The 24456-nt window shown below is 68.6% G+C and carries 21 protein-coding genes and 1 riboswitch; of the genes, 12 read left to right on the top strand and 9 right to left on the bottom strand.

All coding sequences use genetic code 11. From position 1 onward, the window contains the following. Nucleotides 1-182: 182 nt before the first annotated feature. Nucleotides 183-1466 (top strand): acyl-CoA dehydrogenase family protein, encoded by a 1284-nt coding sequence (locus BM060_RS23360; protein ID WP_074983430.1) that lies wholly within the window; start codon nucleotides 183-185, stop codon nucleotides 1464-1466. Nucleotides 1467-1477: 11 nt separating this feature from the next. Continuing rightward, nucleotides 1478-2686, top strand: a complete 1209-nt coding sequence (locus BM060_RS23355; protein WP_074983427.1) for an acyl-CoA dehydrogenase family protein — start codon at nucleotides 1478-1480, stop codon at nucleotides 2684-2686. A gap of 332 nt (nucleotides 2687-3018) precedes the next feature. On the opposite strand, the gene BM060_RS23350 is transcribed toward BM060_RS23355, so the two are convergent. The 4 genes from BM060_RS23350 to BM060_RS23335 all read right to left on the bottom strand — a co-directional run bounded on the left by BM060_RS23350 (nucleotide 3019) and on the right by BM060_RS23335 (nucleotide 6601). After that, on the bottom strand, nucleotides 3019-3930 hold the full coding sequence (locus BM060_RS23350) for a hypothetical protein (protein WP_043268534.1): 912 nt from the start codon (nucleotides 3928-3930) through the stop codon (nucleotides 3019-3021). A gap of 306 nt (nucleotides 3931-4236) precedes the next feature. Continuing rightward, nucleotides 4237-5040, bottom strand: coding sequence for an aldo/keto reductase (locus BM060_RS23345; RefSeq protein ID WP_074983424.1), 804 nt, complete (start codon nucleotides 5038-5040; stop codon nucleotides 4237-4239). After that, on the bottom strand, nucleotides 5037-6212 hold the full coding sequence (locus BM060_RS23340; protein ID WP_074983421.1) for an NAD(P)/FAD-dependent oxidoreductase: 1176 nt from the start codon (nucleotides 6210-6212) through the stop codon (nucleotides 5037-5039). Before BM060_RS23340 ends, BM060_RS23345 begins: the two co-directional genes overlap by 4 nt. Before the next feature lie 56 nt (nucleotides 6213-6268). Next, the gene (locus tag BM060_RS23335) at nucleotides 6269-6601 is read right to left on the bottom strand and encodes a DMT family transporter (RefSeq protein WP_058488179.1); all 333 of its coding nucleotides are present in this window, start codon (nucleotides 6599-6601) and stop codon (nucleotides 6269-6271) included. A 112-nt stretch (nucleotides 6602-6713) separates the two neighbouring features. Here BM060_RS23335 and BM060_RS23330 point away from each other — a divergent pair, with 112 nt between their 5' ends. Both BM060_RS23330 and waaA read left to right on the top strand, forming a co-directional pair. Beyond that, the gene (locus BM060_RS23330; RefSeq protein ID WP_064584696.1) at nucleotides 6714-7592 is read left to right on the top strand and encodes a LysR family transcriptional regulator; all 879 of its coding nucleotides are present in this window, start codon (nucleotides 6714-6716) and stop codon (nucleotides 7590-7592) included. 249 nt (nucleotides 7593-7841) lie between these two features. Beyond that, nucleotides 7842-9110, top strand: coding sequence for a lipid IV(A) 3-deoxy-D-manno-octulosonic acid transferase (gene waaA, locus BM060_RS23325; protein WP_074983418.1), 1269 nt, complete (start codon nucleotides 7842-7844; stop codon nucleotides 9108-9110). 131 nt (nucleotides 9111-9241) lie between these two features. Here waaA and BM060_RS23320 read toward each other — a convergent pair whose 3' ends face one another. The 3 genes from BM060_RS23320 to BM060_RS23310 all read right to left on the bottom strand — a co-directional run bounded on the left by BM060_RS23320 (nucleotide 9242) and on the right by BM060_RS23310 (nucleotide 12417). Beyond that, the gene (locus BM060_RS23320; protein WP_009613541.1) at nucleotides 9242-9835 is read right to left on the bottom strand and encodes a helix-turn-helix domain-containing protein; all 594 of its coding nucleotides are present in this window, start codon (nucleotides 9833-9835) and stop codon (nucleotides 9242-9244) included. Nucleotides 9836-10075: 240 nt separating this feature from the next. Next, entirely contained in the window at nucleotides 10076-12028 is a 1953-nt protein-coding gene (locus BM060_RS23315) for an oxidoreductase (RefSeq protein ID WP_074983416.1), read from the bottom strand. Nucleotides 12029-12066: 38 nt separating this feature from the next. Further along, on the bottom strand, nucleotides 12067-12417 hold the full coding sequence (locus BM060_RS23310) for a EutQ-related cupin domain-containing protein (protein ID WP_009613539.1): 351 nt from the start codon (nucleotides 12415-12417) through the stop codon (nucleotides 12067-12069). Nucleotides 12418-12757: 340 nt separating this feature from the next. On the opposite strand from BM060_RS23310, the gene BM060_RS23305 reads away from it, so the two are divergent. After that, nucleotides 12758-13801, top strand: coding sequence for an ABC transporter substrate-binding protein (locus tag BM060_RS23305; RefSeq protein ID WP_061562971.1), 1044 nt, complete (start codon nucleotides 12758-12760; stop codon nucleotides 13799-13801). 220 nt (nucleotides 13802-14021) lie between these two features. Then, nucleotides 14022-14807, top strand: coding sequence for a class II aldolase/adducin family protein (locus BM060_RS23300; protein WP_074983413.1), 786 nt, complete (start codon nucleotides 14022-14024; stop codon nucleotides 14805-14807). A gap of 455 nt (nucleotides 14808-15262) precedes the next feature. On the opposite strand, the gene BM060_RS23295 is transcribed toward BM060_RS23300, so the two are convergent. Further along, on the bottom strand, nucleotides 15263-16726 hold the full coding sequence (locus tag BM060_RS23295) for a TolC family outer membrane protein (RefSeq protein WP_074983410.1): 1464 nt from the start codon (nucleotides 16724-16726) through the stop codon (nucleotides 15263-15265). Between the two features lie 182 nt (nucleotides 16727-16908). Beyond that, nucleotides 16909-17016, top strand: a riboswitch (TPP riboswitch). A 112-nt stretch (nucleotides 17017-17128) separates the two neighbouring features. Between BM060_RS23295 and thiC the strand changes: the two genes are divergently transcribed. Both thiC and cytX read left to right on the top strand, forming a co-directional pair. Further along, the gene (gene thiC, locus BM060_RS23290) at nucleotides 17129-19009 is read left to right on the top strand and encodes a phosphomethylpyrimidine synthase ThiC (protein WP_009613534.1); all 1881 of its coding nucleotides are present in this window, start codon (nucleotides 17129-17131) and stop codon (nucleotides 19007-19009) included. Between the two features lie 129 nt (nucleotides 19010-19138). Continuing rightward, nucleotides 19139-20416, top strand: a complete 1278-nt coding sequence (gene cytX, locus BM060_RS23285) for a putative hydroxymethylpyrimidine transporter CytX (RefSeq protein WP_074983407.1) — start codon at nucleotides 19139-19141, stop codon at nucleotides 20414-20416. 380 nt (nucleotides 20417-20796) lie between these two features. Here the strand turns inward: cytX and BM060_RS23280 are convergent, their stop codons facing one another. Beyond that, complete coding sequence (locus BM060_RS23280) at nucleotides 20797-21552, bottom strand: RsiV family protein (RefSeq protein ID WP_074983406.1); 756 nt, start codon at nucleotides 21550-21552, stop codon at nucleotides 20797-20799. Nucleotides 21553-21745: 193 nt separating this feature from the next. Here BM060_RS23280 and BM060_RS23275 point away from each other — a divergent pair, with 193 nt between their 5' ends. The 4 genes from BM060_RS23275 to BM060_RS23260 all read left to right on the top strand — a co-directional run bounded on the left by BM060_RS23275 (nucleotide 21746) and on the right by BM060_RS23260 (nucleotide 24438). Further along, nucleotides 21746-22363: an NUDIX domain-containing protein gene (locus BM060_RS23275; RefSeq protein ID WP_074983404.1), complete on the top strand. Its 618-nt coding sequence runs from the start codon at nucleotides 21746-21748 to the stop codon at nucleotides 22361-22363. Further along, nucleotides 22354-22812, top strand: a complete 459-nt coding sequence (locus BM060_RS23270; protein WP_009613530.1) for a DUF1249 domain-containing protein — start codon at nucleotides 22354-22356, stop codon at nucleotides 22810-22812. The genes BM060_RS23275 and BM060_RS23270 overlap by 10 nt, the downstream gene beginning before the upstream one ends. A 156-nt stretch (nucleotides 22813-22968) precedes the next feature. Then, a complete protein-coding gene (gene cpdA / locus BM060_RS23265; protein ID WP_058488188.1) occupies nucleotides 22969-23781 on the top strand; it encodes a 3',5'-cyclic-AMP phosphodiesterase in 813 nt (270 codons plus the stop codon). Between the two features lie 48 nt (nucleotides 23782-23829). Next, nucleotides 23830-24438 carry a YqiA/YcfP family alpha/beta fold hydrolase gene (locus BM060_RS23260; RefSeq protein ID WP_074983402.1) on the top strand — a complete coding sequence of 203 codons (609 nt, stop codon included), beginning with the start codon at nucleotides 23830-23832 and terminating at the stop codon, nucleotides 24436-24438. The last annotated feature ends 18 nt before the right edge of the window (nucleotides 24439-24456 follow it).

Genomic DNA, 24456 nt, shown 5'->3' with positions numbered 1-24456 from the left:
TCCGGGCTCGACCTCGGAGCCGCCGATGTGCCTGGGTGTAACGGCGTACAACCGCGAACGGTTGTACGCCCTACGTTCCCAGTGACCGTCGTGCCAGCGCGTCCCGGCAAAGCGGTCATGGTCCCCCCGCCGCTTCCCGGCGCATGATCCCGGCATCCCATCCCCGCGTGGAGCGAGATGCCATGACCACCGACGTGCAGGGCCGCGCCCTGGCCGTGCTCAACCGGGTGGCCCAGGCCGACTGGCCGGACCGCCTGAAACTGCGCAAACCCTTCGAGAAACTGCTCTACACCGGCAGTCGCACCGGCTTCCGCATGGCCAGCCAGCGCGCTGCCAAGCAGCTCAAGGCGCCGCGCAAGGTCGACCCGGACGGGCTCTTCGACCTGTCGCTGTCCGACGAACAGCAGATGCTGGTGGAAATGCTCGAAGGCTTCGCCGCCGAGGTGCTGCGCCCGGCCGCCCACGATGCCGACGCCAACGCCGGGGTGCCCGCCGAACTGCTCAACCAGGCCCTGGAACTGGGCCTGGCCTACTACGGGGTGAACGAAGTGCACGGCGGCATGGCCGGTGAGCGCACCGTGCTGACCAACGCCCTGATCGCCGAAGCCCTGGCCCGCGGTGACCTGAGCCTGGCCGCCGCGCTGCTGGTGCCGCTGTCGGCGGCCAACTGCATCCGCCGCTGGGCCAGCCCGCAGCAGCAGGCGCAGTGGCTGCCGGCGTTCGTCGGCGAGGACGGCCCGCCGCTGATCGGCATCGCCGTCGGCGAACCGCAGCTGCTGGCCGACGCCGCGCAACTGAAGACCCAGGCGCGCAAGCGCGGCGGCCATTACCTGCTGTCCGGCGAGAAGTGCCTGGTGGTGCGCGGCCTGGACGCCAGCCAGTTGCTGGTCGCCGCACAGACTGCCGACGGCCCGGCGCTGTTCCTGGTCGATGCCGCCGCCAGGGGCGTGGAACGCCGTCCGGAACCGGCCATGGGCCTAAAAGCCGCCGGCACCGCGCGCATCCGCCTGAAGAGCGTGAAGGTGGCCGCCGAACGGCGCCTGGCTGCGGAGAAATTCGACTACCAGGCCTTCCTCGACCTCAGCGGCCTGGCCTGGTGCGCCCTGGCTCTGGGCACTGCCCAGGCGGCGCTGGACTACGTGATCGGCTACTGCAACGAGCGCGAGGCCTTCGGCGAACCCATCAGCCACCGCCAGGGCGTAGCCTTCATGGTCGCCGACATCGCCATCGAGCTGGACGCCATGCGCCTGATGACCTGGCGCGCCTGCGCCCTGGCCGAGCGCGGCCAGCCGTTCCATCGCGAGGCCTACCTGGCGCGCCTGCTCTGCGCGGAAAAGGCCATGAAGATCGGTACCGACGCCGTGCAGCTGCTCGGCGGCCACGGCTTCACCAAGGAACACCCAGCCGAGCGCTGGTATCGCGACCTGCGCGCCGTGGCCGTGATGGCCGGCGGCCTGCACCTCTGAGGAGCGCCTGCATGTACCTGGAAACCCCGAAGAAATTCCGCGGCCTGGTCAACCAGGCGCACCAGGTGGCGGAAAACTACCTGCGGCCGATCTCGCGCAAATACGACAAGGCCGAACACGCCTACCCCAAGGAGCTGGACCTGCTGGCCGCATTGCTGGACGGCATGAACGCCGGCTCGCCGGATGCGGTGGGCGCCACCTCGGCCAGCAAGCGCAAGGGCGCGGCGGCGGAGGAGGGCGTGAAGAACGGCGGCAACCTCTCCGCCTGCCTGGGCGTGATGGAAATGTGCTGGGGCGACGTCGGCCTGCTGCTGGCCATGCCGCGCCAGGGCCTGGGCAACGCCGCCATCGCCGCGGTAGCCAATGACGAACAGCTCAAGCGCTTCGGCGGCACCTGGGCGGCCATGGCCATCACCGAGCCGGGCTGCGGCTCGGACTCGGCGGCGATCCGCACCACGGCGAGCAAGGACGGCGATCACTACGTGCTCAACGGCGAGAAGATCTTCGTCACCTCCGGCGCCCGCGCCGACGCGGTGGTGGTCTGGGCCACCCTGGACCGTGGCCTGGGCCGCGCGGCGATCAAGTCCTTCGTGGTGGAGAAGGGCACCCCGGGAATGACCGTCACCCGCCTGGAGAAGAAGCTCGGGATCAAGGCCTCGGACACCGCCTCCATCAGCTTCAGCGATTGCCGGGTGCCGGCGGCGAACCTGCTGGGCAATGCCGAGATCGACGTGCAGAAGGGCTTCGCCGGCGTGATGGAGACCTTCGACAACACCCGCCCGTTGGTGGCCGCCATGGCCGTGGGCGTGGCCAAGGCCTCGCTGGACCGCGCCCGCGAATTGCTGAAGAAGGCCGGGTGCCGTTTCGACTACGCCAAGCCGCTGCTCTCCGTCAGCCATGCCGAGGCGACCCTGTACCGCCTGGAGGCCGAATGGGAAGCGGCGCGCCTGCTGACGCTGAAGGCCGCGTGGATGGCCGACAACCGCCAGCCCAACTCCAAGGAAGCTTCCATCGCCAAGGCCAAGGCCGGGCGCGTGGCCAACGAGGTCACCCTGAAATGCGTGGAACTGGCCGGCGCCCTGGGTTACGGCGAGGACGAACTGCTGGAGAAATGGGCGCGGGACTCGAAGATCCTCGACATCTTCGAAGGCACCCAGCAGATCCAGCTGCTGATCGTGGCGCGCAGGCTGCTGGGCAAGACCTCCAGCCAGTTGAAGTGACCGGAGCGCAGGGCCTGCTCCTACGGTTCCAGGGCAGCACGAGCGCCTTGCCGGCAGCGCCGAAATGCTCTTCGTAGGAGCGAGCTTGCTCGCGAACAAACCCCGCTGCGGAATTCGTTCGCGAGCAAGCTCGCTCCTACGAAAAGCCGTGCCCGCCTGCAACGTAGGCGCAACTGCCTATTGGGTTCCCGCGTTCGCGGGAATGACGTTGGAAAACACGAATCTTAATCCCGTCATTCCCGCGAACGCGGGACGCGGCTCCATCGCGAACAGCGCTTGCGCTGGCCCGGAGGGGAATAGCCCAGAAAACAACAGAGCGAACCTTGTCTGCGTCAGGCCGTGCGCCGGCCCTTACCGGAATTGCCGTTGGCCGGCGGCAGGCTGTCGAGCCAGTCGCGGAAGCGGATGCGTTCGTCGCGCACCAGCCAGCCGTCCTGCTCGGCGAAGCTTTCCGACAGCCAGATGCCGCGGGTCGCGGCCTTCACCAGTTCGCCCTTGCGCAGGGTGAAGAGCGCGTCGGTGGGCTGGCCGTGTTCCAGCGGCAGCAGGTACAGGTCCGGGCGGCGGCGGTCCAGGCGGGCCACCAGGGGGCCGCTTTCCAGGCGTTCGTCGACGTGGAACAGGCTGACGTCGCGCACGTCCTTGGGCAGTTCCATGCGCAGGTCGTAGACCAACTGCAGCGAAGCGGTGGGCAGGTGCACGTAGGCCTGCGGGCGCTCGAGTAGACGCAGGGCGCCGGCCTGCACCGGGCGCGCGGCGCCGGACAGCGGCGTCAGCGAGAAGTGGCTGGCCTCGCGGTAGCGCAGGGTGCCCTGGTAGGGCGTCGGCAGCCAGGTGTCGCCGAAGCGCCCGCCCAGCCAGCCGTCGGCGGTTTCCACCAGGCATTCCTCGGCCACTTCCTGGATGGCGGTGAGCAGCGGCAGGTTCAGTTCGTGGGACGGCACGTAGCCGGAAATCAGCTTGAGCACGGTGTCGCCGCGGTCGGCGCGCTGCTGGCGCACCAGCACCCAGTAGTCGCGGCCCTGCCAGTTGAGCGTCAGGCGCACCGACACGCCCAGGTTGGCCAGCTCGGCGGTGAAGCGCTGGGTATCGGCCACCTCGACCGGGCGGCGGCGCTCCAGGACCTGGGAGAAATTCAGCGGCAGGCCGAGGCCCTGGTAGACCAGGCTGTCGGGGTTGGCCTCGACCAGCAACGGCAGGGTCTTGAAGGCGGTCGGGTCCTTGCGGGCGAGCGTACGGGGCATGGGCGGTCCTCGTCGTACAGGGCGCATCGGGCCGCCTTCAGGGTGGGCGGCCTGGCCGATCGTTCCGGGTTGCCAGTGGCTACGGCGTTGACGGCGAACTTCGAAAACCCTCGATTATTTCGAGGTTAGCCCTGAAAGGCGCTTTGTTTTCGGATGTTTTCCCTGTCAGCGAGCTTTTGGCGGCAATTTTACGTGCCGCAGTTTTTCACCGCGGAGTCTGAGCATGGCACAGGAATGCGCCCTTTGTGTCAACCTTGGGTGACTGCCGATCAACGGTCGTGGCGCCGCGGATTCGGCCGCCAGGGCTCAGCCGCCGAGGACTTCGGCCGCCAGCGCGACGTTGTGCCGCAGGTGCTGCGGGTCGATGGTGCCGACGATGGCCGCGCCCACCCCGGGGTGGTCGAACACCAGCTCGAAGCTGGCGCGCACGGGGTCCTGGCCCTCGCCCAGGCAGGCATGGCCGCTGGCCAGGGCCTTCTTCACCAGGATGCCGCGGTGGTGCTCCAGGGCATGGTCGATCACCGCTTTCTCGGCTTGCTCGTTGAGGTTGTAGGTGACCATGGCGCAGTCGCCGCGCTGCAGCGCCAGCAGGCCGCCATCGACGGTCTTGCCGGAGAAGCCGAAGCCGCGGATCAGGCCTTCCTGCTTGAGCCGTTCGAGGGTCTCGTAGACCTCGGTGTGCTGCAGGACGTGCAGGTCGTCGCCGTCGGAGTGCACCAGCACCAGGTCGACGTAGTCGGTCTCCAGGCGGCGCAGGCTGCGCTCCACCGACAGGCGGGTGTGGGCGGCGCTGAAGTCGAAGCGCGACTGGCCGTTTTCGAATTCCTCGCCGGTCTTGCTGACGATCACCCAGTCCTGGCGCTGGCCGCGCAGCAGCGGGCCGAGGCGTTCCTCGCTGCGGCCATAGGCCGGGGCGGTGTCGATCAGGTTGATGCCCAGCTCACGGGCCAGCGCCAGCAGGTCGGCGGCCTCGCGGTCGTCGGGGATGCGGAAGCCGCTGGGGTATTTCACGCCCTGGTCGCGGCCAAGCTTGACGGTGCCCAGGCCCAGCGGTGAGACGTTCAGGCCGGTGCGGCCCAGCGGACGGTGCAGTGCGTGCAGGCCGCTCATGGCAGCAGCTCCTCCCATACCGGGCGGGCCAGGGGTGGGCGCGGCAGCTCCGGCAACGCCTGCCCGGCGGCGGGGCGGATGCCGTCGCGGTCCAGGGCCTCGAAGACGCGGTCGGCGAAGTTCGGCGCCAGCGCCAGCTTGGTCGGCCAGCCCACCAGCAGGCGGCCCTGGTCGGCGAGGAAGGCGCTGTCCGGGCGCAGCAGGCCGGATTGCGCCGGCTCGGCGCGGTCCACCCGCAGGGTGGCCCAGCGCGCGGCGGAGAGGTCGACCCAGGGCAGCAGCTTGCGCAGCTCGCGCTGGGCCTCGGCGATCTGCTCGGCTTCGCTGCGGGCCATGCCCTCGGCTTCGGCGATGTCGCCGCCCAGGTACCACACCCACTGGCCGTCGGCGGCCGGGTGGGTGGTCACGGTGACCCGCGGCTTGGGCCCGCCGCCGACGCAGTGGGCGTACAGCGGCTTCAGCGTCGGCGCCTTGAGCAGCACCATGTGCAGCGGGCGGCGCTGCATGGCCGGTTGCTCCAGGCCGAGTTCGCGCAGCAGCGCCTCGTTGCCGGCGCCGGCGGCCAGCACCACGCGCTGGGCGCGGATGTCGCGGCCGTCGACGCGCAGGCCGACCAGCTCGTCGCCTTCGCGCAGCGGCTCGATGCGCTCCCCGGCCAGCAGGCCGTCGCCGCCCAGCACCGCCAGGTGGGCGACCAGGCTGGGCACGTCCAGCACCAGTTCGGAGAGGCGGTAGGCCTTGCCCTTGAAGGCCTTGTCCTGCAGCGCGGGCGGCAGTTCGTCGCCCTTCACCTGGGCGACGCGGCTGCGCACCGCCTTGCTGGCGAAGAAGCTGGTGAGGTTGCCGGCCAGGCCGCCCGGCGACCACAGGTAGTGGGCGTCGGAAAGCACGCGCACGCCGCGCAGGTCCAGCTCGCCGTCGCCGGCCAGGCACTGGCGCCACAGCGAGGGCATGTCGGCGATGGCTTCCGAGGCGCCGGTCAGCGCGCCGTGCAGGGCGTACTTGGTGCCGCCGTGGATGATCCCCTGCGAGCGCATGCTCTGCACGCCGCCGAGCGCGGTGTTCTCCACCAGCACGGTGGAATAGCCGGCGCGGCGCAGGCGGGCATTCAGCCAGAGGCCGGCGATGCCGCCGCCGACGACCAGGATGTCGGTGCTCAGGGGTTGGGTCATGGAAGGGCGCGCCTCGCGTGAAACGAAGCGCGCAGTATAACCGAGGGGGCTGTGGCTCAGTGGCTGACGCTGCCGGAGAACAGCTGGATCACCACCACGCCGCTGACGATCAGGCCCATGCCCAGCAGCGCCGGGGCGTCGAGTTTCTGCTGGTAGAGCACCAGCGCGGCGACGCTGACCAGCACGATGCCCAGGCCGGCCCAGATGGCGTAGGCGATGCCCACCGGGATGCTGCGCACCACCAGGGTGAGCATCCAGAAGGAGATGGCGTAGCCGACGATCACCAGCAGCAGGGGCAGCGGCGTGGACAGGCCTTTCACCGACTTCAGCGAAGCGGTGGCGATGACTTCGGCGACGATGGCGATGGCGAGATAGAGATAGCCGGGCATGTTCAGTCCTCCCCAGGAGCGGCCGGGCGGGCGGCCGATGTTGCGAATAGCGACATTCTAGTGTTCCTGGCGATGGGATAAAGTCATTACCTATCTGCAAAGGAGATAGGCTATGCAGTGGAACCTGGACCAGTTGCGACTCTTCGTCAGCGTTGCCGATCAATCTTCCTTCTCGGCGGCGGCGCGCCAGCTCCAGCGTGTGCAGTCGGCGGTCAGCTCGTCCATCGCGTTGCTGGAGAGCGACCTGGGCGTGAGCCTGTTCGACCGCAGCAGCGGCCGCCAGCCGGTGCTGACCCAGGAGGGCAGGGCGCTGCTCGACGAGGCCCGCGAGGTGCTGCGCCAGTGCCAGCGCCTGGAAAGCCGGGCGATGGCCCTGGTGCGCGGCGAGGAAGCGCGCCTGCGCCTGGCCCAGGACGAGGCCATGCCCTACCAGCCGGTGCTTTCCGGCCTGCAGGCGCTGGCCCGGGCCTTCCCCACCCTGGAAGTGCAACTGGCCAGCGGCGCCCAGGGCGACGTGGCGCGCAAGCTGCTGGAGCGCCGCGCCGACCTCGGCCTGCTGTTCCACCACGAGGGCATGCCGGACGAACTGGAGCGCCAGCACCTGGGCACCATCGAGATGGTCACCGTGTGCGGCGCCGGCCACGTCCTGGCCAGCCTGGACTACGCTGACCGCCGCGAGCTGGCGCGGCACCGCCAGTTGCTGATGGCGCCGCAGGACAGCCACTACCCCGGCGGCGAGCAGATCAGCCCGCTGGTGTGGCGCGCCGACAGCTTCTACGCCATGGCCGAACTGCTGATGCGCGACCTCGGCTGGGCCTGGCTGCCGCGCCACGTGGCGCAGTACCCGGCCTACCAGCCGCTGCTGGTGGAGCTGGCCAGCGACTGGACGCCGCCGCCGCTGGTGGTGGAGCTGGTCTGGCGCCGCGACGAGCCCCTGGGCCCTGCGGCGCAGTGGCTGGGCGAATGCTTCGCCGAGCACCTGAAGGAATAGGAGGCACGATTGTAGGAGCGGACTCCGTCCGCGATGGCTCGCCCCGCGCCATTGTGGTGGTTCATGATCGCGGATGAATCCGCTCCTACCCCGCGGGCGGGCACGGCTTCTCGTAGGATGGGTTGAGCTTGCGATACCCATCGGACTCTGGTGATGGGTATCGCTTCGCTCAACACCATCCTACGAAGAGCCTGTCGGCAAGGTAGGAGCCAGGCGAACCTCCGGCGTTATTTGCTACTCTCCGCCGCCATGAACCGGACTCTCTATACCCTGCTGTTCCACCTGGGCCTGCCGCTGGTCGCGCTGCGCCTGTTCCTGCGTTCGCGCAAGGCGCCGGCCTATGCCCGGCGCATCGGCGAGCGCTTTGCCTTCGGCCTGCCGGCGATGCAGCCGGGCGGCATCTGGGTGCACGCCGTGTCGGTGGGCGAGAGCATCGCCGCGGCACCGATGATCCGCGCCCTGCAGCAGCGTTATCCACAGTTGCCGATCACCGTCACCTGCATGACGCCGACCGGCTCCGAGCGCATCCGCGCGCTGTTCGGCGACAGCGTCCAGCACTGCTACCTGCCCTATGACCTGCCCTGGGCCGCGGCGCGCTTCCTCGACCGGGTGAAGCCGCGCCTGGCGGTGATCATGGAAACCGAGCTGTGGCCCAACCACATCCACCAGTGCGCCCGCCGCGGCATCCCGGTGGCGCTGGCCAATGCGCGCCTGTCCGAGCACTCGGCCCGCGGCTACGCGCGTTTCGAGGGGCTGACGCGGCCGATGCTCGGCGAGATGAGCTGGCTGGCGGTGCAGACCGAGGCCGAGGCCGAGCGCTTCCGCCGCCTGGGCGCGCGCCCGGAGTGCGTGAGCGTGACCGGCTCGATCAAGTTCGACCTGAGCATCGACCCCGAACTGCTCGCCCGCGCCACGGCCCTGCGCCATGACTGGCAGGTCGAGGCCCGGCCGGTGTGGATCGCCGCCAGCACCCATGCCGGGGAAGACGAGATCGTTCTCGCCGCCCACCGCAAGCTGCTGGAAACGCACCCGGACGCCCTGCTGATCCTGGTGCCGCGCCACCCGGAACGCTTCGACGGCATGTTCGAACTGTGCCGTCGCGAGGGCTTCGCCACGCTGCGCCGTTCCGGCGGCGAGCCGGTGCAGGCCGCCACCCAGGTGCTGCTCGGCGACACCATGGGCGAACTGCTGTTCCTCTACGCGCTGGCCGACGTCGCCTTCGTCGGCGGCAGCCTGGTGCCCAACGGCGGGCACAACCTGCTGGAGCCGGCGGCGCTGGGCAAGCCAGTGCTGTCCGGGCCGCAGCTGTTCAACTTCCTCGAGATCGCCGCGCAACTGCGCGAGGTCGGCGCCCTGCGCGAGGTGCTGGATGCGCCGACGCTGGCGGTGGCGGTGGGGCAGTTGTGGGATGAGCCGGCGGTGGCGCAGCGCATGGCTGAGGCTGGGTTGGGGGTGCTGCGGGCTAACCAGGGGGCGTTGCGGCGGCTGCTCGACGGTCTGGCGCGGTTGTTGGGGTAGGGCGGATAACGTTCGACGTTATCCGCCGTTTGACCGTGGCCCCAGGCGGCTCCAGGGCTGACCTTGGCGTGGACGGCCCGTACGGTCAGGCGGCGTATAACCGCGAACGGTTATACGCCCTACGCTGAGGATCAGAACGTCGGCGGCGTAATCACCCAAAGCACCACCGCATCCACGTCCCCGGGGTTGCCGTAGCGGTGCGGCTCCTGGCTGGAGTAGCTGAAGCTGTCGCCTTCGTTGAGCAGGAAATACCGCTCGCCCACCCACAGCTCGAAGGTGCCGCTGAGCAGGTAGCCGGCTTCCTCGCCCTCGTGGCTGTAGCTCTGCTGGCTGTAGGTGCCGGGCGGGAAGCGTGAGTGGAGGATTTCCAGCTGGCGGGTGGGTTGCGGGCTGAGCAGTTCGTCGACGATGCCGTCCTCGTAGTGCACGCTGGTGCGCGCATTGCGCCGCACCACGTAGCCGGCGTCGGCCGGGTCGGCCTGCACCTCGCTGGCGAAGAACCACTGGATGGTCACGCCCAGGCTGCGGGCGATGTTGAACAGCGCCGGGATCGACGGGTAGGCCAGGTTGCGTTCCAACTGGCTGATGTAGCCGGCGGTGAGCTTGCTCTGCTCGGCCAGCTCGGCCAGGGTCATGCCGCGCCGCTTGCGCAGGCCGCGAATGCGCGTGCCGAGGAACTGCGCTTCGGCGCTGGCGGGGGCTTGCTGCGGGGCTTTCGGGCTCATGCGGCGAGGGTCCTGGCGAGTCGGTCGTGGGGCATTCTAAACAATGCGCCGCGCCTGTGGGTCGCGTAGGGCGTACAACCGTTCGCGGTTGTACGCCGCTACACCTCGCTTGCCGCGGACGCTGTTGTTGGACTTGGCGTGGGACGGGGCGGCTTCGGGTTCGGCTCCGAGCGCGCGGTGGCCAAGGTCAAACGGCGGATAACCGCGAACGGTTATCCGCCCTACGCCCGCCCCAGCGACTCAGATTGCCCAGGCTGCCTTGAGGCCTTCGTAGATCGCTTCTTCGGCCGTGCGCGGGGCCAGGCAGTCGCCGATGCGGCGGAATTCCACTAGGCCTTCCAGTTCGGCGGCCAGGTCGTCCACCGGCTGGTGGCCCTGGCACAGTACCAGGGTGTCGATGCCTTCGAAGATCATCGGTTCGCCGCTGGCGCTGTGCTGCAGGTAGACGCTGCTGTCGTCGCAGCCGTACAGCCGCGCGTAGGGGGTGATCTCGATGCCCAGGCGGTGCAGCTCGCCGGCCAGGTGGTCGCGCACGTAGAGCGGCAGGTTCTCGCCGGCGTGGGTGCCGTTCACCGCCAGGCGCACCTGGTGGCCGGCGCGCACCAGTTGCTCGGCGATGCCGGGGGCGATCCAGTCGCAGCGCCAGTCGGTGACCAGCACCGAGCGGCCGATCTGCACCTCGCCGCGCAGCACCTGCCAGGCGTCCACCACCTGCAGTTCGCCGCCGCGCTCGAAGGGCGGCCAGTAGGGCCTGGCGCCGGTGGCGACTATCACCAGGTCGGGCTTCTCGGCTTCCACCAGGGCGCGGTCGACGCGGGTGTTGCGCCGCACTTCCACGCCGGCCAGCTGCATTTCGCGCTGCAGGTTGGTGGAGGCGCCGCCGAATTCGGCGCGGCGCGGCAGCAGTTGCGCCAGGTTGACCTGGCCGCCGAGCTGCGCGCCGGCCTCGCAGAGGATGACCTCATGGCCGCGCTGCGCCGCCACCGCCGCAGCCTTCATGCCCGCCGGGCCGCCGCCGGCCACCAGCACGCGCTTGCGTTGCGCGGCCGGCTCGATGCGCCCGTACTGCAGCTCGCGGCCGGTTTCCGGGTGCTGGATGCAGGAGATCGGGTAGCCGCGGTGGAAGTGGCCGATGCACGCCTGGTTGCAGGCGATGCAGGCGCGCACGTCCTCGACGTGGCCGGTCTCGGTCTTGTTCGGCATCTGCGGGTCGCAGATCAGCGCGCGGGTCATGCCGCACACGTCGGCCTGGCCGCGGGCGATGATCAGCTCGGCCTCCTGCGGCTGGTTGATGCGCCCGGTGACGAACAGCGGGATGTCCAGGCGCGCCTTGAAGGTCGCGGCGTTGCTGGCCAGGTAGGCGGCCTCGATGGCCATGGGCGGGACGATGTGGATGGCGCCGCCGAGGGAGGCGGAGGTGCCGGCGACTATGTGCACGTAGTCCAGCTCGCCCTGCAGTGCGCGCACGGCCAGCAGCGACTCGTCCTCGGTCAGGCCCTCGGGGTCGCGCTCGTCGGCGGAGATGCGCAGGCCGACGATGAAGTCCTCGGCCGTGGCCGCGCGCACCGCGGCGATCACCTCGCGGGTGAAGCGCAGGCGGGCGTCGAGGTCGCCGTTGTAGCCGTCCGTGCGGCGGTTCACCCGCGGGTTGAGGAACTGCGCCGGCAGGTAGCCGTGGCTGGCCACCACTTCCACGCCGTCCAGCCCGGCCTGGTGCAGGCGTCGCGCGGCGGCGGCGTAGCCGGCGACTATCTCGTCGATCATGCGCTGGTCCAGCTCGCGCGGCATCACGCGGAAGCGCTCATTCGGCGAGGCCGAGGCGGAGTAGGCCACCGCCAGCAGGCCGTCGCTGGACTCCATGATCTCGCGCCCGGGGTGGAAGATCTGCGACAGCACCAGGGTGCCCTCGGCATGGCAGGCCTCGGCGACGCGGCGGTAGCCGGGGATGCAGGCGTCGTCGGTGGCCATCAGCACGTGGGAGGTGTAGCGGGCGCTGTCGTGCACTCCCGCCACCTGCATCACGATCAGCCCCACGCCGCCCTTGGCGCGGGCCTGGTGGTAGGCCACCAGTTGGTCGTTGACCAGGTTGTCGGTGGGCATGGAGGTGTCGTGCCCGGTGGACATGATGCGGTTCTTCAGGCGCTTGCCACGGATTTGCAGCGGGCTGAACAGGTGCGGGAAGGCATGGCTCACGGACGTCGTCCTTTCTTGTTGTTCTGCGGGGGGGGGGCTCAGGCGTTGCGGGCCTGCCAGTCGACCGGGTAGAGGGCGTAGAACACGCAGGCCTTCTCGCCCTCGTAGGCCAGCGGCGTGCGCTCCGGCACCCAGATCACGTCGCCCGGCGCGGCCTCGATGACGCGCTCGCCCAGGCGCAGGCGGAAGTGGCCTTCCAGCACCACGATCAGCTCGTCGTAGAGCACCGTCCACTCGATGGAGCAGCCGTCGAAGCGGGCCAGGCCGGCGCCCATGGTCTGGCTGTCGGCCGGGCCGATCAGGCGGCAGATGGCGGCGTTCTCCGGCGCCTGGCCGGCATAGGGCTGGAACTGCAGGGCGGACTTCTGGAAGTGGATGACGTCGGACACGGCGGGGCTCCTGGTGGGCGGATGGTCATCTAACGTATTTCCATGGAAATTTACCTTCAGTAAAAAATCAACTTGTTTTTTTAAAAGTGACTGGGTAGTTTCATTTCCACGCCCCGTCGCCGACGAGGCGTGCCCAGCGACGTACTCCACAACAACTACAAGAGGAGATGCGCATGAACCGTGCCCCACGGTATCTACCCGCGCCGGCCGCTCCACGCCGCGGCGCCCCTTCGCCTCTGACTGCCAGCCGCCTCCATCCGCGAGTTGTTCCGGTACGCCCAACCCACCTCCGCCGTGCCACCGCGGTGGCCACGGTTCGCATCCACAGAGGGTCCGCTCGATGATTTCGCGCAAGAACGCTTTGCAACCCCTGCTGCTGCTCCTGGGACTCGGTCTCGGCAGCGCCCAGGCGCAGGATTCCATGGTCGTGGTCGGCTACGGCGGCGCCGGGCAGAAGGCCCAGGACGTAGCCTTCTTCCAGCCCTTCGCCAAGGCCAGCGGGGCGCGCCTGACCCAGGCCGAGTACAACGGCGAGATGGCGCGCATCAAGGTGATGACCGACACCGGCCACGCCGACTGGGACGTGGTGCAGATCGAGGGCCCGGACCTGGCGCGCAACTGCGACCTGGGCATGTTCGTGCCGCTGGACTGGAAGCAGCTGGGCGGCGCCGACCAGTTGGTGCCCAACGCCGCCAAGGAGTGCGGCTCGGCCGCGCTGGTGTGGGGCGTGGCCATCGCCTACGACGCCGACAAGCTGAAGACCGCGCCCAGCGGCTGGCAGGACTTCTGGGACCTGAAGAAATTCCCCGGCAAGCGCGGCCTGCGCAAGCGCGCGGTGTACAACCTGGAGTTCGCCCTGATGGCCGACGGCGTCGCCCCGGCGGACGTCTACAAGGTGCTCTCCACCAAGGCCGGCGTCGACCGCGCCTTCGCCAAGCTCGACCAGATCAAGCCATCGATCCAGTGGTGGGAGGCCGGCGCCCAGCCGCCGCAGTGGCTCGCCGCCGGCGACGTGGTGATGACCACCAGCTACACCGGACGCATCGCCGACGCCCACAAGAGCGGGCGCAACCTCGACCTGGTCTGGCCGGGCGCGCTGTACGGCATGGACTACTGGGCGATCATCAAGGGCTCGCAGCACGTCGACCTGGCCAAGCGCTTCATCGCCTTCGCCAACCAGGCCGACGCCCAGGTCGACTACGTGCACAACATCCCCTACGGCCCGACCAACAAGCAGGCCGCCGAACGCCTGCCGCAGGATCTGGCGCGCTGGGTGCCGACCGCGCCGGCGAACATCAAGGTGGGCCTGGCCATGGACGACGAGTTCTGGGCCGACCATGGCGAGGAGCTGGAAGAGCGCTTCAACGCCTGGGCGGCGCAATAGGTCAAGCTATAGGCTGCAAGCTGCAAGCTGCAAGCTGCAAGCTGCAAGCTGCAAGCTGCAAGCTACAGGCAAGAGCGAAGAGCCGGTCCCCTGTAGGAGCGAGCTTGCTCGCGAACCAAACCCGGCACCGTGCCCGCCCGGTTCGCGAGCAAGCTCGCTCCTACGAAGAGCCCCGCATATGCTCTTCGCCTGTCGCCCGAACAACAAGAGGAACCCCGGCATGACCATCCCGATGCCCTCCCGTGAAACCTGCTCCGCCGAAGAGTGGACACTGCGCGAGGAGTTGGCCGCCTGCTACCGGCTGATCGCCCATTTCCGCATGAGCGACCTGATCTTCACCCACATTTCCCTGCGCCTTCCGGGACCGGATCACCATTTCCTGATCAACCCCTACGGGCTGATGTTCGACGAGATCAGCGCCTCCAGCCTGGTGAAGATCGACCTGGCCGGCAACCCGGTGGCGCCGACGCGCTACAAGGTCAACCCGGCCGGCTTCGTCATCCACAGCGCCATCCACGCCGCCCGCGAGGACGCCCAGTGCGTGCTGCACACCCACACCCGCGCCGGTTGCGCGGTGGCGGCCCAGGCCGCGGGGCTGCTGCCGCTGAACCAGATGTCCATGGAGTTCTACGGGCGCCTGGGCTACCACGACTACGAGGGCATCGCGCTGTCGTTCGACGAGCAGCAGCGCCTGGTGCGCGACCTCGGCGACCACCTGGGGATGATCCTGCGCAACCACGGCCTGCTGACCGTGGGCGCGAGCGTGAAGCAGGCGTTCCTGCGCATGTACTACCTGGAGAAGGCCTGCGACATCCAGATCGCCGCCCAGGCCGGCGGCGAACTGGTGATCCCGCCGGACGCGGTGTGCCGGCGCACCGAGCGCCAGTTCAACGAACCCCATCAGCCGCAGGCCGAAGGCGAGCTGAGCGACCCGGACGGCATCGACCTGGCCTGGGAGGCGCTGCTGCGCATGCTGGACCGCATCCAGCCGGACTATAGGAACTGACGTAGGGCGTATAACCGTTCGCGGTTATACGCCGCCTAACCGTGCTGGTCGTCCACGCCAAGGTCGATCTCGAGCGGTCCGCAACTCCGGTCAAACGGCGGATAACGCCGTAGGCGTTATGCGTCCTACGCCCCTGCATGGAAATGGCGTGGGTAGCGGGCCCTGCCCGCGATTTCGCGCGCAGGGCGCGCTCCTACAGGGAAATGGCGTGGGTGGAGCGGTGTAGGAGCGGATCTCATCCGCGATCCGCGCCGGGACGTCCGGCTATCGCGGACAAGGTCCGCTCCTACGGGGGAGGAGGAATACCGTGCTCCCCAGCAACCTGTAGGAGCGGGCCCTGCCCGCGATTTCGCGCGCAGGGCGCGCTCCTACATGGAAATGGTGTGGGGTGTGGCGTAGGAGCGGACGGAGTCCGCCCCGCAAACAACAAGCCCGGCTTCTGCCGGGCTTGTTATTCACTGCTGGGTCCGCGCCTTGCTGCTGCTTTCCAGCTGCTGCTCGGCGGCCTTGGCCAGGTCCGGGGGGAGGAAGTCCTTGTCCGGGTTGTAGTCGGCCTTGAGGTAGGTGCCCAGGGCCTGCAGGTCGGCCGGGCTGAGGGTGCCGGCGGTCTGCTTCAGGCGCAGGTTGTCGAGGATGTAGTCGTAGCGGCTGTTGTTGTAGTCGCGCACCGCGCTGTACAGCTGGCGCTGGGCGTCGAGCACGTCGACGATGTTGCGGGTGCCGACCTGGTAGCCGATCTCGGTGGCTTCCAGCGAGCTCTGGTTGGAGATGATCGCCTGGCGCCGCGCCTTCACCGTTTCCACGTCGGTGTTCACCGCGCGGTGCTGGTTGCGCGCGTCCTGCACCACCTGGCGGCGCTGGCTTTCGCGCAGCTGCTCGCTCTGGTTCAGGCGCTGGTACGACTCGCGCACCTGGGAGCTGGTCAGGCCGCCGCTGTAGATCGGGATGTTCAGCTGCACGCCGACGCTGGTCTGGTCCACCCACTTGCCGTAGTGCGGGACGCTGCCGTCGGCGTTGGTGAAGCCCAGCGCGTCGTTGTCGCCCTTCTGGTACTGCACCACCGCGTCCACGGTCGGCAGGTGCCCGGCCTTGCGCTGGCGCAGGGTTTCCTCGGCGGCGGTAACCGCGAAGTTGCTGGCCTGCAGGGCGATGTTCTGTTGCACCGAGGTATCCACCCAGGCCTTGGCGTCGTTCGGCGTCGGCACCACCACCGGCAGCGAGTGGAGGATGCCCTCGATGCCGCTGTAGTCGCGGTTGGTCAGGGTCACCAGGGCCTGGAAGGCGTCTTCCACCGCCTGTTCGGCGACGATCCGGTTGGCCCGCGCGGTGTCGTAGCCGGCCTGGGATTCGAGCACGTCGGTCTTGTCCGACAGGCCGACGTCGAAGCGTTCGTTGGACTGGTCGAGCTGGCGCTTGAAGGCCGCTTCCTCGGCCTTGCTGGCGGCCAGGTTGTCCTGGGCGCGGAGCACGCCGAAGTAGGTCTCGGCGGTCTGCAGGATCAGCCGCTGCTGGGTCGCGGAGAATTCCAGCTGGGCCTGTTCGCTGATGTTTTCCGCGGCCTTGAGCTGGAACCAGCGGTCGGCGCGGAACAGCGGCTGGCTGAGGCTGGCCTGGACCAGCTGGCTGCTGCGGTTGAGGGTGACGTCCGGGGTGTCCAGCGAGGTGCGGCTGGTGCCCAGGCTGCCGCCGGCGTTGATCTGCGGCAGCAGGCCGGAGCGCGCCTGGGGCACGACTTCCTTGCGCGCCAGGTAGTCGGCCTGGGCGGCGGCGAGGTCGGCGTTGTTGTCTACGGCATCCTTGTAGACGCTGATCAGGTCGGTCTTGGTCGGCAGTGGAGCGACGCTCGACGTGGGCTGTGCTGCCCAGACGAAACCTGTGGAGGCGGCCACGGCGACAGCCAGGGAGAGTCTGCGCAGCATTCGTTCGTCCTAGAAAGTGTGCGGGTGGGGCAAGGCTACGGTCGCCCCGATTGGCGGTCAAGGCGCCATCTTCGGGCAATTCGTTGCAGCATTGTAGTTGCCGGGGCGTGACCGCGAAGTCGCATCCGATACTTTCGGCCCGGCGGCATTGGCCAAGCACCGAACTCTTGTTTAGACTGCGGACGTTCTTGTCGGGGTGCCCCATTGCGAGGGGCTGAGATCGGATAGTTCCGGATCCCGTTGAACCTGATCGGGTTAGCACCCGCGTAGGGAACAAGAAGTCCGCGTCCCCAGTGCCTTTCCGGCCGGCCCCAGCCCTCCCTGGACGCGTCCTTTCTCCGCAGTGCCTTGCGGCTCCCGCGTCACCCAGGTTCTCCCGACAATCAACCCAGGAGAGCCAGGATGAGCACCCAGAAGAACAACGTAACCCGCCTTGAACAGCTCGATCGCCAGTCGGCGCAGCCCTTCCCCAATTCGCGCAAGGTCTACCTGACCGGCTCGCGCCCGGACATCCGCGTGCCGGTGCGGGAAATTTCCCTGGCCGACACCCCCACCGCCTTCGGCGGCGAGAAGAACGCCCCGGTGTTCGTCTACGACACCTCCGGCCCCTACACCGACCCCGAAGTGCGCATCGACCTGCGCAAGGGCCTGCCCGATGTGCGCTCGCGCTGGATCGACGAGCGCGGCGACACGGAAATCCTCCCCGGCCTGACCTCCGACTTCGGCCAGGCCCGCCTGGCCGACGCCAGCCTCGACGCCCTGCGCTTCGCCCACGTGCGCACCCCGCGCCGGGCCAAGGCCGGGAAGAACGTCACGCAGATGCACTACGCGCGCCAGGGCATCATCACCCCGGAGATGGAATACATCGCCATCCGCGAGAACATGAAGCTGCAGGAAGCCCGCGCCGCCGGCCTGCTCAAGGACCAGCACCCGGGGCAGAGCTTCGGCGCCAGCATCCCGCAGGAGATCACCGCCGAGTTCGTCCGCGAGGAGATCGCCCGCGGCCGCGCCATCATCCCGGCGAACATCAACCACACGGAACTGGAGCCGATGATCATCGGCCGCAACTTCCTGGTGAAGATCAACGGCAACATCGGCAACAGCGCCCTGGGCTCGTCCATCGAGGAAGAGGTGGAGAAGCTCACCTGGGGCATCCGCTGGGGCGCCGACACGGTGATGGACCTGTCCACCGGCAAGCACATCCACGAGACCCGCGAGTGGATCCTGCGCAACAGCCCGGTGCCGATCGGCACCGTGCCCATCTACCAGGCGCTGGAGAAGGTCGGCGGCATCGCCGAGGACCTGAACTGGGAAATCTTCCGCGACACCCTGATCGAGCAGGCCGAGCAGGGCGTGGACTACTTCACCATCCACGCCGGTGTGCTGCTGCGCTACGTGCCGCTGACCGCCAAGCGCGTCACCGGCATCGTCTCGCGCGGCGGCTCGATCATGGCCAAGTGGTGCCTGGCGCACCACCAGGAGAACTTCCTCTATACGCACTTCGAGGAAATCTGCGAAATCATGAAGGCCTACGACGTCAGCTTCTCGCTGGGCGACGGCCTGCGCCCGGGCTCGGTGGCCGACGCCAACGACGCCGCCCAGTTCGGCGAGCTGGAAACCCTCGGCGAGCTGACCAAGATCGCCTGGAAGCACGACGTGCAGGTGATGATCGAAGGCCCCGGCCACGTGCCCATGCAGCTGATCAAGGAGAACATGGACAAGCAGTTGGAATGCTGCGACGAGGCGCCGTTCTACACCCTCGGCCCGCTGACCACCGACATCGCCCCCGGCTACGACCACATCACCTCGGGCATCGGCGCGGCGATGATCGGCTGGTTCGGCTGCGCCATGCTCTGCTACGTCACGCCCAAGGAGCACCTGGGCCTGCCGAACAAGGATGACGTGAAGACCGGCATCATCACCTACAAGATCGCCGCGCATGCTGCCGATCTCGCGAAAGGTCATCCGGGCGCGCAGATCCGCGACAACGCGCTGTCCAAGGCGCGCTTCGAGTTCCGCTGGGAAGACCAGTTCAACCTCGGCCTGGACCCTGACACCGCGCGCGCCTTCCATGACGAGACGCTGCCGAAGGACTCGGCCAAGGTCGCGCACTTCTGCTCCATGTGCGGGCCGAAGTTCTGCTCGATGAAGATCACCCAGGAAGTCCGCGACTACGCCAAGGAAAACGGCCTGACCGACGAGCAGAAGGCCATCGAGGCCGGCTTCCAGGAACAGGCCGCGCGCTTCAAGGATGAAGGCTCGGTGATCTACAAGCAGGTCTGATCGCTACACCGCGGCACCCGTAGGAGCGAGCTTGCTCGCGAACCGGCCCCGAGCCCGGGCTGTTCGCGAGCAAGCTCGCTCCTACGAAAAGAAGACACATCCCAATAACCCCAGAGCCTTGCGCACATCGTGACCACTCTCACCGCAACCAACTATTCCCCGGCCGTCGCCGTTGGCTCCGCCCAGCGCGTGCTCGGCCTGCGCGACCTGTTCTCCCTGTGGTTCTCCCTCGGCATCGGCCTGATGGTGCTGCAGACCGGCGCGCTGCTGGCGCCCGGCCTGGGCCTGGCCGGCTCGCTGCTGGCGATCTTCCTCGGCACCCTGGTCGGGGTGCTGCTGCTGGCCGCCGCCGGGGTGATCGGCAGCGACACCGGGCTGGCCGCCATGGCCTCGCTCAAGCTCAGCCTCGGCGGCCACGGCGCGGCGCTGCCGGCCGTGCTCAACCTGCTGCAACTGGTGGGCTGGGGCGCCTTCGAGGTGATCGTCATGCGCGACGCCGCCAGCCTGCTGGCCGCGCGCGCCTTCGGCGAGGGCAGCGCCTGGACCAGCCCGGCGCTGTGGACCCTGGTGTTCGGCGCCCTGGCCACCCTGCTGGCGGTCAGCGGGCCGCTGGCCTTCGTCCGCCGCGTGCTGCGCAAGTGGGGCATCTGGCTGCTGCTGGCGGCCTGCATCTGGCTGACCTGGGACCTGCTGCACCGCGCGGACCTCGCGGCCATCTGGGCCCGTGGCGGCGACGGCTCGCTGCCGCTGGCGGTGGGCTTCGACATCGCCATCGCCATGCCGCTGTCCTGGCTGCCGCTGATCGCCGACTACTCGCGCTTCGGCAAGCACGCCGGGCAGGTGTTCGGCGGCGCCGCGCTGGGCTTCTTCATCGGCTGCTTCTGGCTGATGGGCCTGGGCGTGGCCTACACCCTGGCGTTCGCCCAGGGCAGCGACGCCAACGCCCTGCTGCTGGCCCTGGCCGGCGCCGGCATGGGCATCCCGCTGCTGCTGATCCTACTCGACGAGTCGGAAAAGGCCTTCGCCGACATCCACTCGGCGGCGGTTTCCAGCGGCATCCTGGTGCCGCTGAAGGTCGAGCACCTGGCGCTGATCATCGGCGTGCTCTGCACCCTGATCGCCTGGTTCGCGCCGCTTGAGCAGTACCAGAACTTCCTGCTGCTGATCGGCTCGGTGTTCGCCCCGCTGTTCGGCGTGGTGCTGGTCGACCACTTCCTGCTGCGCCGCCGCGCCGCCGCCGAAGTCCGCCCCGGCCTGCGCTGGGGCTCGCTGCTGGCCTGGGCCGGCGGCGTGGTCACCTACCACCTGCTGGCCAACTACGCCCCGGACCTGGGCGCCACCCTGCCGGCGCTGCTGGTGGCCGGTGTGCTGCAACTGGCGCTGGGGCGCATCGGCGCGAAGGCTTGACCGGCCAGGCGGCCGGATCGCGGACGGAGTCCACTCCTACGTTGCAGGCGAGCATGGCTTCTCGTAGGAGCGAGCTTGCTCGCGAACAAACGCGGTGCCATGCGGTTCGCGAGCAAGCTCGCTCCTACGAAGAGCACTTCGGTGCAGCCTGTAAGACAGCTGCTCCTACAGGTTGATGCCGAACCCCCGTCCATGCCGGACAGCCCCCTCTCCCGCTTGCGAGAGAGGGAACGAATCCGAAGCACTGCTGCCGCCGGTGAACACCGTTCGCGGACAAGGTCCGCTCCAGGCAGCACCATGCCTCTCGGTGATCTGTAGGAGCGGGCCCTGCCCGCGAATCGCGCGCAGGGCGCGCTCCTACATGGGAATCGTGCGATGCCCTACTGCGCCCCACGCCCCGGGAAGTAATACGGCTTGACGATACCGTTGAGCCGCGGATACGGAATCTTCAGCTCCGGGTGCCCGACCGAGTGCGGGGCGATGCGGTCGATGTCGTACTTCAGCGTCAGCGCGCCGAAGGTCAGGGCGAAGTGCGGGGTCTTCTGGAACGGCCAGTCCCTGAGGAAGTTCGCGTCCTGTTCCACCAGCTTGTTCTGCACCACCCAGGCCTGGTGGGCCAGGCGCGCGTTCTGCCAGAAGGCCTCTTCCTGGCCGGGCAGCAGCACGTCCTGCAGCGTCAGCACCTTGTGCAGGCGGCGGTCGTAGTTGATGAAGGCGCGCCCCGGCTGGCCGTACTCGCCGCCGGTGAAGACGTAGCTGGACAGCTCGACGATCACCAGGCCGTCATGCTGCTCGCGTATCTTCGCTTGCAGATAGCTGCTCCAGCCCGGCTTGGCGCTGGCCAGGAAATCCCGCTCGTAGCCGGCGAGGCTGGCCGGGCGCGGGTCGTCCGGGGTGTTGCGGGCGAGGTCGAGCAACTGCGCCTCGATGGCCGCATTCAGCGCGGGCTCTGCGTCGAAGCTCAGGGTGTCCAGGTTGAACAGCGGGCACTGCTCGCCCTGGCAGCCCGGCTGCAGGTGTTCGAAGGTCGTGTGGCGGGCGCTCAGCGGGTCGCCCAGGCCGGGGCCGAAGAGGCTCTGGCAGCCGCCGAGCATCAGCAGCAGGCCCGCGGCGGCAAGGGTTTTCAGAAAATCCATGGGAGTCCTTCTTTGCGTGTCCGGCGGCGGTTGGCCGCGCGGCTTGGACCGGCGAAGCCGCGCCGGGTTCGCCGCGCCGCCGAGTGTAGCAGTGTCGCGCGGCTCCCCGCCGGGCGGTGGCGGAAAGAGGCTGCACGGGGCACGGCGTCGCGATAGGATGGCGCGAAGTTCAACCGATCGATGAGTGTGTGGGATGGCGGATATCTTCAAGGCGGGTCCGGACGACGTGGAGATCACTCGACGCGAGGAGTGCTTCCGCGGCTTCTATCGCATTGAGCGTCTGCACCTGCGTCATCGCCAGTTCGCCGGCGACATGGGGCCGCTGATCAGCCGCGAGCTGTTCGTCCGCCACGATGCCGTCTGCGTGCTGCCCTACGACCCGCAGCGTGACGAAGTGGTACTGATCGAGCAGTTCCGCGTCGGCGCCCTGGAGGCCGGGGTCAACCCCTGGCTGCTGGAGCTGGTCGCCGGGCTGATCGACAAGGACGAAGAACCTGAAGAGGTCGCCCGCCGCGAAGCCGTGGAAGAAGCCGGCCTGAACCTCGGCGCACTCTGGCCGATCAGCCAGTATCTGCCGTCGCCCGGCGGCTGCAACGAACTGGTGCACCTGTTCGTCGGCCGTTGCGACAGCAGCCGGGCCTCGGGCATCCACGGCCTGGAGGAGGAGGGCGAGGACATCCGCGTCCACGTGCTGGCCCTCGAGGATGCCCTGCAGGCCGTGCGCGACGGGCGCGTCAACAACGCCGCGAGCATGCTCGCCCTGCAATGGCTGGCGCTGAACCGCGCCGAGGTTCGTGGCCTATGGGTGTGAACCTGCTGCGTGAACGCTACCGTGTCGACCTGGCCGGGCTGCAAGCCACCTGCGAGGCCAACTACCTGCGCCTGATGCGGCTGCTGCCGGACATGCGCGAAGTGCAGTCGCAGCGCCGCGTGGCGCTGAGCGAGGGCGAACGCCTGCTCGGCGTGCTGGCCCTGGAAGTGATCGAGGCCTGCCCCTACACCACCACCCTGCAGGTGCGCCAGGAGCTGGGCCTGCCCTGGCTGCCCGCGCCGCGCCTGGAAGTGCGCGTCTACCATGACGCGCGCATGGCCGAAGTGGTCGGCGCCGAGCAGGCGCGCCGCCTGCTGGCCATCTACCCTTACCCGAACCAGGCCATGCACCAGCCGGACGAGAAGAGCCAGCTCAACCTCTTCCTCGGCGAATGGCTGAGCCACTGCCTGGCCTGCGGCCACGAGCTGGAGCCGGTCTTGCAACGCTGAAAGCGTGGGTGATGGCATTGCGCCATGATAGAATGTCGTTCGTCCGGCCGACGGCGAGCATACTGTGAACTGTGACTCTTTCCCGGTTTGCCCGGCACCGGGGCTGTCACCATACTTCCTTCAACGACGACGCCTCGCCTGACAGGAGAAGGCGCATTGCCTGCGAAAGAATTTTCCTCAAATGAGCCGGTGCTGCTGGTGCAGCTCACTGACAGCCATCTGTTCGCCGAGCACGATGGCCGGCTTCTCGGCATGGATACCGCGGACAGCCTGCAACAGGTGGTGAAGCGCGTCCTCGAGGAGCAGCCGCGGATCGACCTGGTCCTGGCGACGGGTGATATCTCGCAGGACGGTTCCCCGGAGTCGTACAGACGTTTCCTGGATATCTGTTCCAGCATTCAGGCACCGGCCCGCTGGTTCCCCGGCAACCATGACGAGCTGGCGCCCATGCGCGAAGTCTGCGCCGGCAGCGACCTCCTCGACCCGGTGCTCGACCTGGGTGCCTGGCGCATCGTCCTGCTCGATTCCACCATCCCCGGCGCGGTGCCCGGGCAGGTGTCCGCCGAGCAACTGGCGCTGCTGGACGAAGCCCTGCACGACGCGCGCGATCGCCACGTGCTGGTGGCCTTCCACCACCACCCGGTGAGCATCGGCAGCCAGTGGATGGACCGCATCGGCATCCGCAACCCGGACGACCTGTTCGCCGTGCTCGACCGCCACCGACATGTGCGCTGTCTGCTCTGGGGCCACGTGCACCAGGAGATCGACCGCCTGCGCGGCGACGTGCGCCTACTGGCGTCCCCCTCCACCTGCGTGCAGTTCGCCCCGGGCAGCGAGGACTTCGGCGTGGACACCCTGGCGCCGGGCTACCGCTGGCTGCGCCTGCTGCCCGATGGCGGCGTGCAGACCGGCGTGTCGCGGGTCACCGGCATCGATTTCCAGGTGGACTACAGCGTCCAGGGCTACTGACGTGTGCGGCTTGCAGGCAGCTGCCCGCTGCTTGTAGCCTCCCGCACCATGACCGATATCCTCTATATCCACGGCTTCAACAGTTCCCCGGCCTCGCAGAAGGCCCGCCAGCTGATGGCCGTCATGGGCCGCCTGGGCTTGCAGGCGCACCTGCGGGTGCCCGAACTGCACCACCACCCGCGGCAGGCCATGGCCCAGCTGCAGGCGGCCATCGGCGAACTCGACCGGCCCTTGCTGGTCGGCAGTTCCCTGGGCGGCTACTATGCGACCCATCTCGCCGAGCGGCACGGCCTCAAGGCCCTGCTGATCAACCCGGCGGTGCTGCCCCACGGCCGTTTCGACGGCTACCTGGGGCCGCAGAAGAACCATTACAGCGGCGAGGAATGGGTGCTGACCCAGGAACACGTCGACGCCCTGGCGGAACTCGAAGTGCCGCCGCCGGTCGATGCGGCGCGCTACCAGGTGTGGCTGCAGACCGGCGACGAAACCCTCGACTACAAGGTGGCCGCGGTCTTCTACCGGGCCTGCGCCTTGCGCATCGAGGCCGGTGGCGACCACAGCTTCCAGGGCTTCAGCCGCTGGCTGCCGGCGCTGCTGGCCTTCGCCGGAGTGCCGGCGAGCCGCTGGCACGACCTCGATTTCTCCACTTTCGACTGAATTTGCTGACTGAAAAGG

This window comes from Pseudomonas citronellolis (assembly GCF_900112375.1).
GTDB classification, from domain to species: Bacteria; Pseudomonadota; Gammaproteobacteria; order Pseudomonadales; family Pseudomonadaceae; genus Pseudomonas; species Pseudomonas citronellolis.
The sequence above is the reverse complement of the archived record's forward strand: the minus strand, read 5'-3'. Positions and strand labels throughout refer to the sequence as shown.